The 16,288-nt window shown below is 68.4% G+C and carries 10 protein-coding genes; 5 read left to right on the top strand and 5 right to left on the bottom strand.

The features are described from left to right. Positions 1-44 precede the first annotated feature (44 nt). Entirely contained in the window at positions 45-3,929 is a 3,885-nt protein-coding gene (gene purL, locus M1L61_RS02835; RefSeq protein ID WP_248854284.1) for a phosphoribosylformylglycinamidine synthase, read from the bottom strand. A 454-nt stretch (positions 3,930-4,383) separates the two neighbouring features. Here purL and M1L61_RS02830 point away from each other — a divergent pair, with 454 nt between their 5' ends. Beyond that, positions 4,384-6,483, top strand: a complete 2,100-nt coding sequence (locus M1L61_RS02830) for a glycosyl hydrolase family 18 protein (protein ID WP_248854283.1) — start codon at positions 4,384-4,386, stop codon at positions 6,481-6,483. Positions 6,484-6,602: 119 nt separating this feature from the next. Here the strand turns inward: M1L61_RS02830 and M1L61_RS02825 are convergent, their stop codons facing one another. Both M1L61_RS02825 and xerD read right to left on the bottom strand, forming a co-directional pair. Continuing rightward, positions 6,603-7,388 (bottom strand): thioredoxin fold domain-containing protein, encoded by a 786-nt coding sequence (locus tag M1L61_RS02825; protein WP_010480725.1) that lies wholly within the window; start codon positions 7,386-7,388, stop codon positions 6,603-6,605. A gap of 100 nt (positions 7,389-7,488) precedes the next feature. Then, positions 7,489-8,466, bottom strand: coding sequence for a site-specific tyrosine recombinase XerD (gene xerD / locus M1L61_RS02820; protein WP_010480724.1), 978 nt, complete (start codon positions 8,464-8,466; stop codon positions 7,489-7,491). A gap of 56 nt (positions 8,467-8,522) precedes the next feature. Here xerD and M1L61_RS02815 point away from each other — a divergent pair, with 56 nt between their 5' ends. Continuing rightward, entirely contained in the window at positions 8,523-9,014 is a 492-nt protein-coding gene (locus M1L61_RS02815; RefSeq protein ID WP_043403325.1) for an RDD family protein, read from the top strand. Positions 9,015-9,104: 90 nt separating this feature from the next. Here M1L61_RS02815 and lptG read toward each other — a convergent pair whose 3' ends face one another. Both lptG and lptF read right to left on the bottom strand, forming a co-directional pair. Beyond that, the gene (gene lptG / locus M1L61_RS02810; protein ID WP_043403322.1) at positions 9,105-10,211 is read right to left on the bottom strand and encodes an LPS export ABC transporter permease LptG; all 1,107 of its coding nucleotides are present in this window, start codon (positions 10,209-10,211) and stop codon (positions 9,105-9,107) included. Beyond that, on the bottom strand, positions 10,208-11,290 hold the full coding sequence (lptF, locus tag M1L61_RS02805) for an LPS export ABC transporter permease LptF (protein WP_019338018.1): 1,083 nt from the start codon (positions 11,288-11,290) through the stop codon (positions 10,208-10,210). Before lptF ends, lptG begins: the two co-directional genes overlap by 4 nt. Positions 11,291-11,394: 104 nt before the next feature. Between lptF and M1L61_RS02800 the strand changes: the two genes are divergently transcribed. The 3 genes from M1L61_RS02800 (at position 11,395) to M1L61_RS02790 (ending at position 16,279) form a co-directional block, all read left to right on the top strand. Beyond that, positions 11,395-12,873, top strand: coding sequence for a leucyl aminopeptidase (locus tag M1L61_RS02800; protein WP_248854282.1), 1,479 nt, complete (start codon positions 11,395-11,397; stop codon positions 12,871-12,873). 82 nt (positions 12,874-12,955) lie between these two features. Then, positions 12,956-13,381: a DNA polymerase III subunit chi gene (locus tag M1L61_RS02795; protein ID WP_248854281.1), complete on the top strand. Its 426-nt coding sequence runs from the start codon at positions 12,956-12,958 to the stop codon at positions 13,379-13,381. A gap of 69 nt (positions 13,382-13,450) precedes the next feature. Continuing rightward, on the top strand, positions 13,451-16,279 hold the full coding sequence (locus tag M1L61_RS02790; RefSeq protein WP_248854280.1) for a valine--tRNA ligase: 2,829 nt from the start codon (positions 13,451-13,453) through the stop codon (positions 16,277-16,279). The last annotated feature ends 9 nt before the right edge of the window (positions 16,280-16,288 follow it).

The raw sequence follows: 16,288 nt of genomic DNA, 5'->3' as shown, positions 1-16,288 counted from the left end.
TTTTCCGTACGCAGCGGCATTGCGGCCTGCGCAGAACGCTGCGATCAGCCGCACCATACCCGCGCGTTGCGGAACATGCGCATCCACGGCGAGTCACCCTGCCACTCGGCCGGCGCCCAGCTCATGTTGAGCGCGCGCGGCGTGCGTTCCGGGTGCGGCATCATGATGGTGACGCGGCCGTCGCTGCTGGTCAGGCCGGTGATGCCGTCCGGCGAACCGTTCGGGTTCAGCGGGTACTGGCTGGCCACGTTGCCGTTGCCATCGATGTAGCGCAGCGAAACGCGAGCGGCTGCCTGGTCGACGGCATTGTCGAACACGGCCTGGCCTTCACCATGCGCCACCGCCACCTGCAGGCGCGAACCAGCCATGCCACGCAGCAGGATCGACGGCGACTCCACCACTTCCAGCAGCGCGGTACGGGCTTCGAACTGCTCACTGGCGTTGCGGCGGAACTGCGGCCAGTGCTCGGCCCCCGGAATGATGCCCTTGAGCTGGCTCATCATCTGGCAACCGTTGCACACGCCCAGCGCGAAGCTGTCCTCGCGCGCGAAGAACGCGGCAAAGGCATCACGCAGCGCACTGCGCTCCAGGATCGAGGTGGCCCAGCCGCGGCCGGCACCCAGCACGTCGCCGTAGCTGAAGCCACCGCAGGCGACCAGGCCGGTGAAGTCCTGCAATGCCACGCGGCCTTCGATCAGGTCGCTCATATGCACGTCGAAGGCGCGGAAGCCGGCACGTTCGAAGGCGTTGGCCATTTCGATCTGGCCGTTGACGCCCTGCTCGCGCAGTACCGCCACGCGCGGACGCGCGCCGGTGCTGATGAACGGGGCGGCCACATCTTCATTGAGGTCGAAGCTGAGCTTGGGCTTCAGGCCCGGCGCAGTGAAGGCACGGGCGATCTCGCGCTCGGCATCGGCATTGGCCGGGTTGTCGCGGCGCTTCTGCATCGCGTGGGTGACCGACCACCAGGCGTCGAACAGCGCTTCCCAGCGCCATTCGGCCAGGTTCTCGCCGGCCAGCGACACGCGCACCACCGGTGCGGTGGTCGGCTTGGCGATGCGCTGTGCACACTCGATCAGTGCATGGCGCTCGACCAGGTCGGCAAAGGCGGCGCGGTCTTCGCGGGCGATCTGCACCACCGCGCCCAGCTCTTCATTGAACAGGCTGCGGAACGGATCATCACCCCAGGCATCGAGGGTGATGTCCAGGCCCAGCCGCGAGGTGAAGGCCATTTCGCACAGCGCGGCGAAGGCGCCGCCGTCGCTGCGGTCGTGGTAAGCCAGCAGCAGGCCGGCCTGGCGCGCATCGCGGATCAGCTCGAAGAAGCCACGCAGGCGCTGCGGGTCATCCAGGTCCGGTGCGGCGCCGGCGAAGGCCGGCAGGTCGCCGTGGTCGGCATGCACCTGCGCCAGGATCGAACCGCCCAGGCGCTGCTTGCCGGCGCCGAGGCCGATCAACCACAGCTCGCTGTCCACATCACGATCGAGCAGCGGGGTCAGCTGCTGGCGCACGTCGGCCACCGGCGCGAACGCCGAGATCACCAGCGACACCGGCGACACGCTCTTGTGCGCTTCGCCCTGGTCGTGCCACTGCGCCTGCATCGACAGCGAGTCCTTGCCGACCGGGATGCTGATGTCCAGCTGCGGGCACAGTTCCATGCCCACGGCCTTCACCGCGTCGTACAGCAGCGCGTCTTCGCCCGGGTGGCCGGCCGCGGCCATCCAGTTCGCCGACAGCTTGATCTCATCCAGCGCATCGACCGGGGCCGCGCACAGGTTGGTCAGCGCTTCGCCCACCGCCATGCGTGCCGAAGCAGCCGCATCGAGCAGGGCCAGCGGGGTGCGCTCGCCGATCGACATCGCTTCGCCGGCCACGCCGTCGAAGTCGGCCAGGGTGATCGCCACGTCGGCCACCGGCAGCTGCCACGGGCCGACCATCTGTTCGCGCGCGGTCAGGCCGCCGACGCTGCGGTCACCGATGGTGACCAGGAAGTTCTTCGAAGCGACCGTCGGGTGCGCGAGCACGCGCAGGCCGGCGTCCTGCAGGTCCAGGCCGCCGGTCTTCAGCGCCGGCCAGCGCGGTGCCGGCGGGTGCGCGGTGTCGCGGTGCATCTTCGGCGGCTTGCCGAACAGCACGTCCATCGGCAGGTCGATCGGCGCATCGGTCGGGGTGTGGCCCGGCACGGCGCCGTAGGCGACCACCAGGTGCGCTTCAGCGGTGGCCACGCCAACGGCGGCGAACGGGCAGCGCTCGCGGGCGCACAGCGCAGCGAACTCGGCCAGGCGCTCCTGGGCCACGCCCAGCACGTAGCGCTCCTGCGACTCGTTGCACCACAGCTGCATCGGCGACAGCGACGGATCATCGGTGGGCACCTTGCCCAGGTCGATGACACCACCGACGTTCGAGTCGTGCAGCAGTTCGGGGATGGCATTGGACAGGCCACCTGCACCGACGTCATGGAAGAACTTGATCGGGTTGTTGGCACCCATTGCCACGCAGCGGTCGATGACCTCCTGGCAGCGACGCTCCATTTCCGGGTTGTCGCGCTGCACGCTGGCGAAGTCCAGGTCCTCGGCGCTTTCACCGGAGGCCACCGAACTGGCGGCGCCGCCGCCCAGGCCGATCAGCATCGCCGGGCCACCGAGCACGATGACCGCATCACCGGCCTGCAGCGGGATCTTGTCGACCTGTACGCGATCGATCGCGCCGAGGCCACCGGCCAGCATGATCGGCTTGTCGTAGGCGCGGACCAGATCGGCGCCTTCCGGCAGCTCGAAGCTGCGGAAGTAGCCGAGCAGGTTCGGGCGGCCGAATTCGTTGTTGAACGCAGCGCCGCCCAGCGGGCCGTCAGTCATGATTTCCAGCGCCGGCGCCATGCGCGGGTTCAGCGCGCGCGGTGCTTCCCACGGCTGCGGCAGCTCCGGGATGCGCAGGTGCGAGACCGAGAAACCGGACAGGCCTGCCTTCGGCTTGCCGCCGCGGCCGGTTGCGCCTTCGTCGCGGATCTCGCCACCGTTGCCGGTCGATGCGCCCGGGAACGGTGCGATCGCGGTCGGGTGGTTGTGCGTTTCCACCTTGATCTGGAACGCGCTGGGCACCTGTGCTTCGCGGCGGTATTCGCCACTGGCCGGATCGGGGCGGTAGCGCGACGCCGGATGGCCTTCAATCACCGCGGCATTGTCGCTGTACGCGCTGAGCGTGTGCTGCGGGGTCTGCTGGTGGGTGTTCTTGATCATCCGGAACAGCGAGCGGTCCTGCTCCTGACCGTCGATGGTCCAGCTGGCGTTGAAGATCTTGTGCCGGCAGTGCTCGGAATTGGCCTGCGCGAACATCATCAGTTCGACATCGGACGGCGCGCGGCCCAGCGCGGTGAAGCGTTCGCGCAGGTAGTCGATCTCGTCCTGGGCCATGGCCAGGCCGAGGCGCTGGTTGGCGGCCTCCAGCTGGTCCACCGGCACGCGTTCCAGTTCGCCACGGGCCGGCGCCGAGAACAGCGCCTGGCCCTGCTCCACGGTCTCCAGCACCGACTGCGTCATCGGGTCGTGCAGTGCCTTGACCAGCGCCTGCTGGGCGGCGGCATCGGCCGGCCAGCCCTGCACGTCGATGCGCAGGCCGCGCTCGACCCGGCTCACCGGCTGCCCGGCACCACGGACCAGCTCGGTGGCCTTGCTCGACCACGGCGACAGCGTGCCCAGGCGCGGCACCACGATGCGGCTGACCGCGCCTTCGGCCAGGGCCTCGGCCTGCGGCGCAGCTTCGAGGATGCGGCACAGCGTGGCGAGGTCGGGGGCGGCGCTGCCTTCGGGCTGCACGAAGTAGACGTGCCAGGCACCGCTGATGCGCAGGGAGGGCGCGATGGACTGCAGGCGGGATTCAAGACGTTCGCGGCGGAACGGCGACAGGGCGGGCGCGCCCTCGAGGACCATCATGTCCGGGGAACCGTAGTTGGGAAACGGGCCCGACATTGTACCGGAAGCGGGGGAAGGGCTCTGCCGGGCGGCGCCCGGCACCCGCCGAGGCCAGGGCAACGGCAACGGCCAGAGCAAAAGCTGGCTTCCCGTGGGATGGCGGGGTGGGTCCGGTGGCGGGGGACGCCCGCCCGACCAAACCCTTGAATTCGCGTGCCGACCAACCACGAGGGGCACCGCCGATGGCCGCCGACCGCGCTCAGCGCGCTCTCCGCCCGATTCCCCGAACCATGCGCTTGCTCACGGATTGACCACACGATTGATGACAACGTTGTCCCTACCTGGCGCCGGACTCTCTCCCCGGCCTCCCAGGTACCTCCGTCCGGCCCCTCCGTCGCCTTCCCGGGCGATGCCCGGACCTGCGTCACGCGCGGCGCCATCGGGGCCCGCGCGCCCTTTGATCGGAGACTTACCCATGTACGACCCGATTGTGCGCAGTGCCGAACGTTCGACCCGAAGCTGTCGTCCCCACCGCCTGGCCTGGCTGCTTGCCCTGGCCGCCGGTGCCGCCGCCCTGCCCGGCCTGGCGCAGGCCGCCAGCTGTGCCGGGGTGGCCCAATGGGACCAGGCCAAGATCTACCGGGCCGGCGATACCCTGCAGAAAGGAGGCGTCCTCTATCGGGCGAACCAGGACATCTGGAACGCGCCGCCGGACCATCCGGCCGGTGCGCCCTACTACACCAACCTCGGCGCCTGCGATGGCAGCGGCGCCAACCAGCCGCCGGTGGTCAGCCTGACCTCGCCGGCCAACGGTGCCACCTTCAGTGCCGGCAGCACGGTCAACGTGACTGCCACCGCCAGTGATCCGGACGGCAGTGTCGCCAAGGTCGAGTTCTTCCGCGATGGCAGCACGCTCGGCGTGGCCACCAGTGCGCCGTATGCGGCCAGCTGGGCCAATGCCAGCGCCGGCAGCCACACCCTGCGCGCGGTGGCCACCGACAACAACAACGCCACCAGCAGCACCGCGACCATCACCATCACCGTCAACGCCGCCGGTGGCGATACCACCGCGCCCAGCGTGCCGGGCGGGCTGGCGGTCGGTACGCGCACCGCCAACAGCATCGCGCTCAGCTGGAGCCCGTCCACCGACAACACCGGCGGCAGCGGCGTGGCCGGCTACGACGTGTACCGCAACGGCAGCCTGGTCGGTTCACCGTCCAGTGCCAGCTATGTCGACGGCGGGCTGACTGCCTCCACCACCTACCGCTACCGCGTGCGCGCCCGCGACAACGCCGGCAACGCGTCGGCACAGGGCACCGAGATCAGCGCCACCACGCTGGCCGGCGACGGCGGCACCACCGGCAAGCGGGTCATCGGCTACTTCACCCAGTGGGGCATCTACGGCCGCAATTACCGGGTCAAGAACATCGACAGCAGCGGCTCGGCCGCACGCCTGACCCACATCAACTACGCGTTCGGCAACGTGCGCAACAACCGCTGCGAAGTGGGCATCACCCAGCCGTCGGATCCGAACAGCGGTGCCGGTGGCGATGCCTTCGCCGACTACACCAAGGCCTTCAGCGCTGCCGAGAGTGTCAGCGGCAGCGCCGATACCTGGGACCAGCCGCTGCGTGGCAACTGGAACCAGCTCAAGCAGCTCAAGGCCAAGTACCCGGGCATGAAGGTGCTGATCTCGCTGGGTGGCTGGACCTGGTCGCGCGGCTTCTCCAGCGCGGCGCGCCCAGAAAACCGCCAGGCGTTCGTCGCCTCGTGCATCGACGCCTACATCAAGGGCAACCTGCCGGTGACCGACGGTGCCGGTGGCGCCGGTGCCGCGCTGGGCGTGTTCGACGGCATCGACATCGACTGGGAATACCCGGTGGCCTGCGGCATCGAATGCGGCAAGCCGGAAGACAACGCCAACTTCACCGCACTGATGGCCGAGTTCCGCCGCCAGCTCGATGCCGTGCGTCCGGGCCTGTTGCTGACGGTGGCGGTGGGCGCCGGCATCGACAAGATCCGCGTCACCGATCCGGCCGCGTACCACTCGTACCTGGACTACATCAACGTGATGACCTACGACTTCCACGGTGCGTGGGATACGAAGACCAATCACCAGTCGGCGCTGTTTGATTCGCCGAATGATCCGTCCACCGGCGACCAGAAGCTGTACAACAGCAACGACGCCATCGAGGCCTTCATCAGCCGCGGCGTGCCCGCCGCCAAGCTCAACCTGGGCATCGGCTACTACGGGCGCGGCTGGACCGGCGTGGCCAACGCCAACAACGGCCTGTACCAGACCGCCACCGGCGCCGCCCCGGGTACCTACGAGGCGGGCATCGAAGACTGGAAGGTGCTGAAGAACCTGGCGTGGCCGGGCTACACCGACAACACCGCCGGTGCCACCTGGATCTACAACGGCAGCACGCTGTGGAGCTTCGATACCCCGGCCAACATCACCCGCAAGATGGGCTACGTGAAGACCCAGGGCCTGGGCGGCGCGTTCGTCTGGGAGTTCAGCGGTGACGATGCACAGGGCACGCTGACCAAGGCGGTCAGTGATGGCCTGAAATAAGAAAAAAGCCGGGGGCGCAACGCGTCCCCGGCCCCTGACCTGTAGAGCCGAGCCCATGCTCGGCTGATGTTGCCGGAGCCGAGCACGGGCTCGGCTCTACAGCGAATGACATGCGACGATCAGCGCTTGGCCGACAGCTTTTCCAGCGCCGCGCGCAGCTGCGCCGGCGGCAGGTAACCGCCCAGCTGGGTACCGTCCGGCGCGAAGATCGCCGGCGTCCCGTTCACGCCCAGCTGCTGGCCCAGTGCGTACTGCATCGCCACCGGGTTGGTGCAGTTCTTGGCCGGCACATTGCCACCGCGCTTGGCATTGGTCAGCGCCTGGCGGCGATCCGCTGCACACCAGACCGAGATCATGTCGGTGTAGTCCTTGCTGCCCAGCCCCATGCGCGGGAACGCCAGGTACTCGACGGTGATGCCGTTGCGGTTGAGCTCGGCGATGTCCTGGTGCAGCTTGCGGCAGTAGCCACACTCGATGTCGGTGAACACGCTGATGGTGTACTTGGCATTCGGCGCGGCGAACACGATGCGGTCGCCATGGTTGGCCTTGGCCAGCAGATCGCGGCGGTAGCCGAGCAGGCCTTCGCTGTTGGCCGGGCCCTTGGCGCGGGTGTCGTAGGGCTGCGACTGGAACAGGTAGCGGCCATCATCGGACACGTACAGCAGCTGGCCGGACACGACGACCTCACGGAAGCCGGGGAACGGTGCAGCACCGATGTAGTCCACCTGGAAACCGGGGTTCAGCGCGGTCAGCGCGGCGCGCACGGCCTGATCGGCCGACGCGTTGGCGGCCGGGCTGGCCTTGGCCGCAGCGGTGGCGGGTGCCTTGGCAGCTGGCGGGGCCGGCTGGGCGCAGGCGGTCAGGCTGAGCGCACCGAACACGGCGGCGATGGCAAATCGGAGCATGGAGCGGTCCGCGGCAGAAGAAGACCCCGGATTCTGACACAGCTGCCGCGACCGGGCCGCGACACCGCCCGACGCTTGAGGCCGGGGTTCAGGCCTGCGCTCAGCCGCGCGGATGGTGGCGTGCGTGCAGCTTCTGCAGGTGTTCGCGGGCCACCAGGGTGTAGATCTGGGTGGTCGACAGCGAGCTGTGGCCGAGCAGCATCTGCAGCGCGCGCAGGTCGGCACCGCGGTTGAGCAGATGCGTGGCAAAGCTGTGCCGCAGGCCATGCGGGCTGATCCGCGCCGGATCGATGCCGGCCACCTGGGCGTGGCGCTTGACCAGATGCCAGAACGCCTGGCGGGTCAGCGCATGCAGCGTCGGCTCGACGAACAACGGTGTCTGCCCGTCTGCCAACGCGTGCACCTTGCCCTTGCCGACCAGCAGCGGGCGCGACTGCTGCAGGTAACGCTCCAGCCAGTGCTGCGACTCCTCACCCAGCGGCACCAGCCGTTCCTTGCTGCCCTTGCCGGTCACCCGCAGCACGCCCTGGCGCAGGTTGACCGCGGTGGCGGGCAGCAGCACCAGCTCGCTCACGCGCAGGCCGGCGGCATACATCAGCTCCAGCATGGCCCGATCGCGCAGGCCCAGCGGGCTGTCGACATCCGGTGCTGCCAACAGCGCGTCGATCTGGCTCTCGGCCAGCGCCTTGGGCAGCAATCGTGGCAGCTTGGGCGGATCCAGCAGCGCGCTGGGATCCTCGCTGCGTTCGCCGCGGCGCACGCCATCGGCGAAGAACGCCCGCAGCGCCGACAGCAACCGCGCATTGCTGCGCGGTGACCAGCCATGGCGGGTACGCCAAGCCAGATAGTCGAACAGGCCGGGACGCTCGATGCCGGCCAGGCCACCATCGCGCCCGTCCATCCAGCGTGCCAGCCCTTCCAGGTCGCGCCGGTAGCTGTCGAGGGTGGCGCGGGCCAGGCCGTTCTCGGCCCAGATCGCATCGAGGAAGCGCTGGATGCGCACGCTGTCATCGGCGCGCAGCTCGGGCAGTTGCTGCACCAGCTGGCGGCGCTCGGCGGGGGTGGAAACAGAGGCCATGCGTGCAGGATACGAGGGCCACTGCGGATGCGGCCAGCATTGCGTATGCTCGGCGCATGTCCCGCCCCGTCATTGATACGGCCCCTGCGGCTGCTACAGAGCTGCCCCGCCCGCGCGCATTGCTGCTGTGGCGCGCGCTGGCGATGGTCTACGACGCGCTGCCGGTGCTGGCGCTGTGGATGCTGGCCGGCACCCTGTTCACCCTTGCCTACACCTTCAGCGGCCATGCCCAGCGCGAGAACATCGCGCCGTTCAGTGCTTGGCAGTGGCTGCTGTGGGCGGTGTGCTGGGCGATCACGGGGTGGTACGCGACGGCAAGCTGGCGCCGCGGCGGGCAGACGCTGGGCATGCGGCCGTGGCGGCTGAAACTGCACGCCAGCGATGGCGCGCCGCTGCGGCGCAGCCAGCTGTGGCTGCGCTTCGCCGTGGGCACGCTGTCCCTGCTGCTGGGTGGACTGGGATTCTGGTGGGCGTGGGTCGATCGCGAACGCCTGACCTGGCACGACCGCGCCAGCGGTACCCGCCTGGTGCGGATGCCGAAACGGTAAGGCGCTGTCTGTAGAGCCGAGCCCGTGCTCGGCTGCTTTCCGCACTGTACGTGACAGCCGAGCACAGGCTCGGCTCTACAACAACCAGAATCAGCCCGACTTGCGCCGGAACAGCAGTCCTGACACCGCCAGCATCACGATCGGCGGCAGCGCATAGGCAATGCGGTAATCGAACTTCAACGCGCCGGCCATGCGCCCGAAGAACAGCTGCAGCAGCCAGAAGCCCAGCGCGAACAGGATGCCCAGGAACAGGCGCTTGCCCATGCCGCCGCTGCGCAGCGAACCGAACGCGAACGGCACCGCCGCCAGGCATAGCGCCAGCACGTTCACCGGGTAGAACCAGCGGCTCCAGTACACATCCTCGAAGTCGCGCGCATCCAGCCCGTTGCGCTGGCGATAGGCGATGCTGGTACTCAGTTCGGCCACGCTGAGGTTGCGCGGCTTGGCGATGCCGGTGGCCAGCGCCGCCGGATCCAGCGAAGAATTCCACGCTTCGCGCGCCACTTCCTCACGCGTGGCCGAGCGTTCACCAAAGGTGTCCCGGCGCACGCCCGTCAATACCCAGCCATCCTTGTCATGCTCGACGGTGGCAGCATGGGTCAGCGAGGCGATCCGGCCGTCTTCAGCGATGTGATACAGGCGCACGTCGCGCAGGATCAGGCGCGTGCCCTTGTCGCCAACCAGCTGCTCCTCGCCACTCTGCGCATTGAGGAAGGTATCGCCCTCGCGTGCCCACAGGCCCGAATAACGGCTGGTGGCGATATCCCGCCCCCACTTGGCACTGGACTTCAACGCATCGGCACGGTCCTGGCCCCAGGGGCCCAGGGTCTCGGCGCTGAGCACCATCACCGCGGTCAGCAGCGACAGCGCGATCGCCACTGAAACGCTCAGGCGCTTGCGCGACAGCCCCAGTGCACGCAGCGCGGTCAGCTCCGAGGTCGCCGCCAGCTGGCCCAGGCCCATCAGTGCGCCGATCACCGCGGCGGTGGGGAACATGGTGTAGGCGCGGCGTGGCACCGTATACAGCACCCAGGCGGCGGCATGGCCCAGGGTGTAGCCGTTCTTGCCGATGTCCTTGAACTCGCCGGAGAACGCCATCACCACGTCCAGGCCGACCAGTACGGCCCAGGTCAGCAACACGGTGGTGAACACCGACCGGCCCAGGTACAGGTCGAAACGCATCGGGCGCAGCCTCATGCGCGGGCTCCCTTCGGGCGGCCCAGGCGGCCATCACGTGCATACATCCAGATGGCCAGCGCCAGCAGCGGCAGGGTCAACCACCACAGGCCGAGCGCAGCGGGGATCTTGCCGTTGGCGATCCAGCCGCTGCCGATGAACATCAGGTTGGTGCCGACCATGTAGGCCATCAGCGCCAGCATCATGCGGCCGTAGCGCTGCTGGCGCGGCGAGCTGCGGCCCAGCGGCACGGTCAGCAGGGCGAACGCCAGCGCGATCAGCGGCGGGGCCAGGCGGCGGTGCAGCTGCGCCTGCGCCTGCGGACGCTCATCGCCGATCAGCTGCAGGGTCGGCATCAGTTCCGGGTCATCCTCGGTGCGGGTCTGCGCGCCATCGGGCAGGGCCACGTCATTGCGGGCGAAGGTCGCCAGGCGGTAGTCCAGCGCACCGGCCACCGGCCCTTCGACCTGGTGGCCGTCATCCAGCTCCAGGAAGCGCTGGCGGGTACCCTCGAAGAACATGCGACCGCCATTGGCCGACACCACCTCCAGGCGGTCATCCTTCTGGCGCTGCAGAAACACTTTGCCCAGCTGGGTGCCATCGGGCGAGATCGAGGACAGGTAGACCACGCCGCCATTGGGCAGCGGGGTGAAGCGGCCCGGCTCCAGGCCGGCCATCAGCACGCTGCGGTTGGCCTCGATGATCATCTGCTCGGCCACCCGGCCGGCCCAGGGGCCCAGCCACAGCGAGCAGGTGCCGACCAGCACCACCACCGGCACCACCAGCATCAACAGCGGCCGCAGCAGGCGCTTGGGGCCCACGCCAATGGCGGTGATGACCGCCATTTCCGAATCGCGGTACAGGCGGGCGATGGCCAGCAGCAGGCCCAGCATCAGTGCCAGCGGCAGGATCAGCGGCAGGTAGGCGATGAACTGCAGGCCAAGCTGCGAGAACAGCAGCTTGGCCGGCAGCCGCCCGTCGGCGATGTTGCCGAGGATGTCCACCAGCACGCCGCCCACGCTGACCACCAGCAGGACGATCAGGGTAGCCAGGAAACTCTGGACGAAATCGCCCAGCAGGTATCGGTCGAGCTTCAGCATGGGGCGGTGGTTTAAACTCTGGGGTTCGTTCGCGGTGCCGCCCAGTCTACTGTCTGGGCGTAAACGGCCTGCGATTGTACGGACTCGCCAATGGAATCTGCTCAATGGCCCTCGAATTCACCCTGAACCACGTTGCTCCGGCCGCCGCCGCCGTTGATTGCCTGGTGGTCGGCGCCTATGCCGACCATACCCTGACCCCGGCCGCACAGGCCCTGGACGCCGCCAGCGGTGGCCGCCTGGCCGCCCTGGCCCAGCGCGGCGACCTGTCCGGCAAGACCGGCGCCACCACCCTGCTGCATGACCTGCCGGGCGTGACCGCCCCGCGCGTGCTGGTGGTCGGCCTGGGCGAAGTCGCCCGTTTCGGCGTGCCGCAGTACCTGAAGGCCGTCGGCGACGCCGTGCGCGCGCTGAAGGCCGGTGCTGCCCGCAGCGCACTGTTCACCCTGTCCGAAGTGGCCATCAAGGACCGCGACGCGGCCTGGGCGATCCGCCAGGCGGTGATCGCCGCCGATCACGCCGCCTACCGCTACACCGCCACCCTGGGCAAGAAGAAGGCCGACGACGCCGGCCTGGCCCAGCTGGCCATCGCCGGTGACGACGCGCAGGCCCTGGCCCAGGGCCAGGCCATCGCCGCCGGTGTCGAGTTCGCCCGCGAGCTGGGCAACCTGCCGCCGAACTACTGCACCCCGGCCTACCTGGCCGAGGTGGGCGTGAAGTTTGCCGGCGAGCATGACGGTGCCGAAGCCGAGATCCTCGACGAGCACCAGATGGAAGCGCTGGGCATGGGTTCGCTGCTGGCCGTGGCCCGTGGTTCGGCCAACCGCCCGCGCCTGGTGGTGCTGAAGTGGACCGGTGCTGGCGACGCCAAGCCCTATGTACTGGTCGGCAAGGGCATCACCTTCGATACCGGTGGCGTCAACCTGAAGACCCAGGGCGGCATCGAAGAAATGAAGTACGACATGTGCGGTGGCGCCAACGTCATCGGCACCTTCGTCGCTGCGGTCAAGGCCAAGCTGCCGCTGAACCTGGTGGTGGTGGTGCCGGCCGTTGAAAACGCCATCGACGGCAACGCCTACCGCCCGTCCGACGTGATCACCTCGATGTCGGGCAAGACCATCGAAGTGGGCAACACCGACGCCGAAGGCCGCCTGATCCTGTGCGACGCGCTGACTTACGCGCAGCGCTTCGAGCCGACCGCGCTGGTCGACGTGGCCACCCTGACCGGTGCCTGCATGGTCGCCCTCGGCCACCAGACCGCCGGCCTGATGAGCAAGCACGACGACCTGGCCAACGAGCTGCTGGCCGCCGGCGAGCACGTGTTCGACCGCGCCTGGCGCCTGCCGCTGTGGGACGAGTACCAGCCGATGCTGGATTCGACCTTCGCCGACGTCTACAACATCGGCGGCCGCTGGGCCGGCGCGATCACCGCTGGCTGCTTCCTGTCGCGCTTCACCGAAGGCCAGCGCTGGGCCCACCTGGACATCGCCGGCGTGGCCAGCGATGAAGGCAAGCGTGGCATGGCCACCGGCCGCCCGGTCGGCCTGCTGAGCCAGTGGCTGCTGGAGCAGGCCGCCCGCGCCTGATGCCGTACCCGACCCTGGCTGGCGCCCGCCGGCCGGGGCCTCGCCCGGCACCGCCGGAACCCTGCCTGACCCGGACCCTGCCATGCCCCGCGCCGACTTCTACCTGATCGCCAAGCCCCGCTTCCTGACCGAGCCGTTGCGCCTGGTCTGCGAACTGGCGCGCAAGGCCAACGACGCCGGGTTGTTCACCCTGGTGCTGGCCCGCGACCAGGCCCAGGCCGAGGAGCTGGACGAGCTGCTGTGGGCGTTCGACAACGATGCCTACATCCCGCACCAGATCGCCGGCGAGGACATGGACGAGGAAGAGGCGCTGGTGCTGATCGCCGTACCCGGCACCGATGCGCCACCGCGCCCGCTGGTGATCAACCTGCGCGATGAGCCTTGGCTGGGCCAGTGCGAGCGCGTGCTGGAAGTGGTTCCGGCCGACCCGGAAGCGCGCGAACCGCTGCGCGAACGCTGGCGCCAGTACAAGGCCGCCGGTTACGACCTGAACAAGCACGACATGTAAGCGCGCCCCGGCCCCCTTGATGGGCCGCCGCGCCCTGATCCTTCAACGATTACCTCCTGGTTCCCCCGCATGACCCAACTCGCCTCCAGCTACGACCCGAAGTCCTTCGAGACCGACCTCTACGAGGCCTGGGAGAAGGCCGGCCACTTCAAGCCGTCCGGCACGGGCGAGCCGTACACCATCCTGCTGCCGCCGCCGAACGTAACCGGCACCCTGCACATGGGCCACGCGTTCCAGCAGACCCTGATGGATGCGCTGGTGCGCTACCACCGCATGCGTGGCTACGACACGCTGTGGCAGGTCGGTACCGACCATGCCGGCATTGCCACCGAAATGGTGGTCAGCCGCAACCTGGCGCTGGAAGGCAAGGGCGAGACCCGCGATTCGCTGGGCCGCGAGGGCTTCATCGGCAAGGTCTGGGAGTGGAAGCAGCAGTCCGGCGACACCATCGAGCGCCAGATGCGCCGCCTCGGCACCTCCGCCGACTGGTCGCGCAGCACCTTCACCATGGACCCGCAGCCGTCGGCCGCCGTCAACGAAGCCTTCGTGCGCTGGTACGAGCAGGGCCTGATCTACCGTGGTCAGCGCCTGGTCAACTGGGACCCGGTGCTGAAGACCGCCATTTCCGACCTGGAAGTGGAGAGCGCCGAGGAAGACGGCTTCCTGTGGTCGATCGCCTACACGCTGGATGAAGGCCTGAGCTACGAGCACGTCGAGCGCGATGCCGACGGCGTGGAAACCCTGCGCGAAACCCGCGACTACCTGGTGGTCGCCACCACGCGCCCGGAAACCCTGCTGGGTGATACGGCGGTGATGGTGCATCCGGAAGACGAGCGCTATGCGCACCTGATCGGCAAGCAGGTGGTGCTGCCGTTGACCGGCCGCCGCGTGCCGGTGATCGCCGACGATTACGTGGACCGTGCGTTCGGCACCGGCGTGGTCAAGGTCACCCCGGCGCACGATTTCAACGACTATGAAGTGGGCGTGCGCCACAGCCTGCCGATGATCAACCTGTTCACCCCGATGGCGGCGCTGAACGAGAATGCGCCGGAACGCTTCCAGGGCCTGGACCGCTACGCAGCACGCAAGGCCGTGCTGGCCGAGCTGGAAGACCTCGGCATCCTGGTCGAGACCAAGGCGCACAAGCTGCAGGTGCCGCGCGGTGATCGCACCGGCCAGGTGATCGAGCCGTACCTGACCGACCAGTGGTTCGTGAAGATGGACGACCTGGCCAAGCGTGGCCTGGAACTGGTCGAGGACGGAAGCATTTCCTTCGTGCCGCCGAACTGGATCAACACCTACCGCCACTGGATGAACAACATCCAGGACTGGTGCATCAGCCGCCAGCTGTGGTGGGGCCACCGCATCCCGGCGTGGTTCGACGAAGCCACCGGCAGCTGCTACGTCGGTCGCAGCGAAGAGGAAGTGCGGGCAAAGAACAACCTCGGCAGCGACGTGGTGCTGAACCAGGAAAGCGACGTGCTGGAGACCTGGTTCTCCTCGCAACTGTGGCCGTTCTCCACCCTGGGCTGGCCGAACGAGCAGGCCATGGCCGAGCGTGGCTTCGACCGCTACCTGCCGTCGTCGGTGCTGATCACCGGCTTCGACATCATCTTCTTCTGGGTGGCGCGCATGATCATGGCCACCGACAACCTGGTCGGGAAGATCCCGTTCAAGGACGTCTACTTCACCGGCCTGATCCGCGACGGCCAGGGCCAGAAGATGTCCAAGAGCAAGGGCAACGTGCTCGACCCGCTGGACATCATCGACGGCATCACCATCGACGACCTGGTCGCCAAGCGTACCGGCGGCCTGATGCAGCCGAAGATGGTGGAGAAGATCGAAAAGGCCACCCGCAAGGAATTCCCGGACGGCATTGCTGCCCACGGTGCCGATGCGCTGCGCTTCACCATCGCCGCGCTGGCCACCCACGGCCGCGACATCAAGTTCGACATGAACCGCGCCGAGGGCTACAAGAACTTCTGCAACAAGCTGTGGAACGCCAGCCGCTTCGCGCTGATGAACACTGAAGGTGCCGCGTTCACCGGCGTGCCGAAGCCGCGCACCGATGCCGAGCGCTGGATCCTCGCGCGCCTGGCCGCCACCACTGCCGAAGCGCAGGGCCATTTCGCCGCCTACCGCTTCGATCTGCTGGCACAGTGCCTGTACGAGTTCGCCTGGAACGCGTTCTGCGACTGGTTCCTGGAACTGAGCAAGCCGGCCCTGAACGGTGCCGACGGCGCCGATGCCGAAAGCACCCGCCACACCCTGCTGTACGTGCTGGAAGCGCTGCTGCGCCTGCTGCACCCGCTCACGCCGTTCATCACCGAACAGCTGTGGCAGCAGCTGGCCCCGCGCCTGGGCCTGGCCGAAACCACGCTGTCGCTGCGCCCGTACCCGACCGCGGCCGAGTTCGAGGGCGATTTTGCCCAGGCCGAGGCCGACGTGGAATGGCTGAAGGCGGTGATCAGTGCGGTGCGTCGCGTGCGCAGCGAATTGAACGTCGCCCCGTCCAAGCTGGTGCCGCTGCGCCTGCAGGCCGGCCTGGAACAGGACCGCGTGCGCATCGAACGCTTCAGCGCTTCGCTGTCGTTCCTGCTGAAGCTGGACAGCATCCAGTGGCTGGCCGAAGGCGAAAGCGCACCGCCGGCTGCCGCTGCGATCGTGGGCGAGCTGAAGCTGCTGGTGCCGCTGGAAGGCCTGGTCGATCTCGACGCCGAGCGCGTGCGCCTGGACAAGGAAATCGCCCGCGTCGAAGCCGAAAAGGAAAAGAGCGAGACCAAGCTGGCCAGGTTCACCGACAAGGTGCCACCGGCGGTGGTCGAGCAGGAACGCGTGCGCCTGGCCGACTGGAATACCCAACTGGCCGGCCTGCGCGAGCAGCGCGCGAAGCTGTAAGCGCCGCGC

It is taken from the genome of Stenotrophomonas sp. NY11291, from assembly GCF_023277365.1.
Classification (GTDB): domain Bacteria; phylum Pseudomonadota; class Gammaproteobacteria; order Xanthomonadales; family Xanthomonadaceae; genus Stenotrophomonas; species Stenotrophomonas geniculata.
Note: the sequence above shows the minus strand (reverse complement) of the source record. Positions and strands in the feature narration are given on the sequence as shown.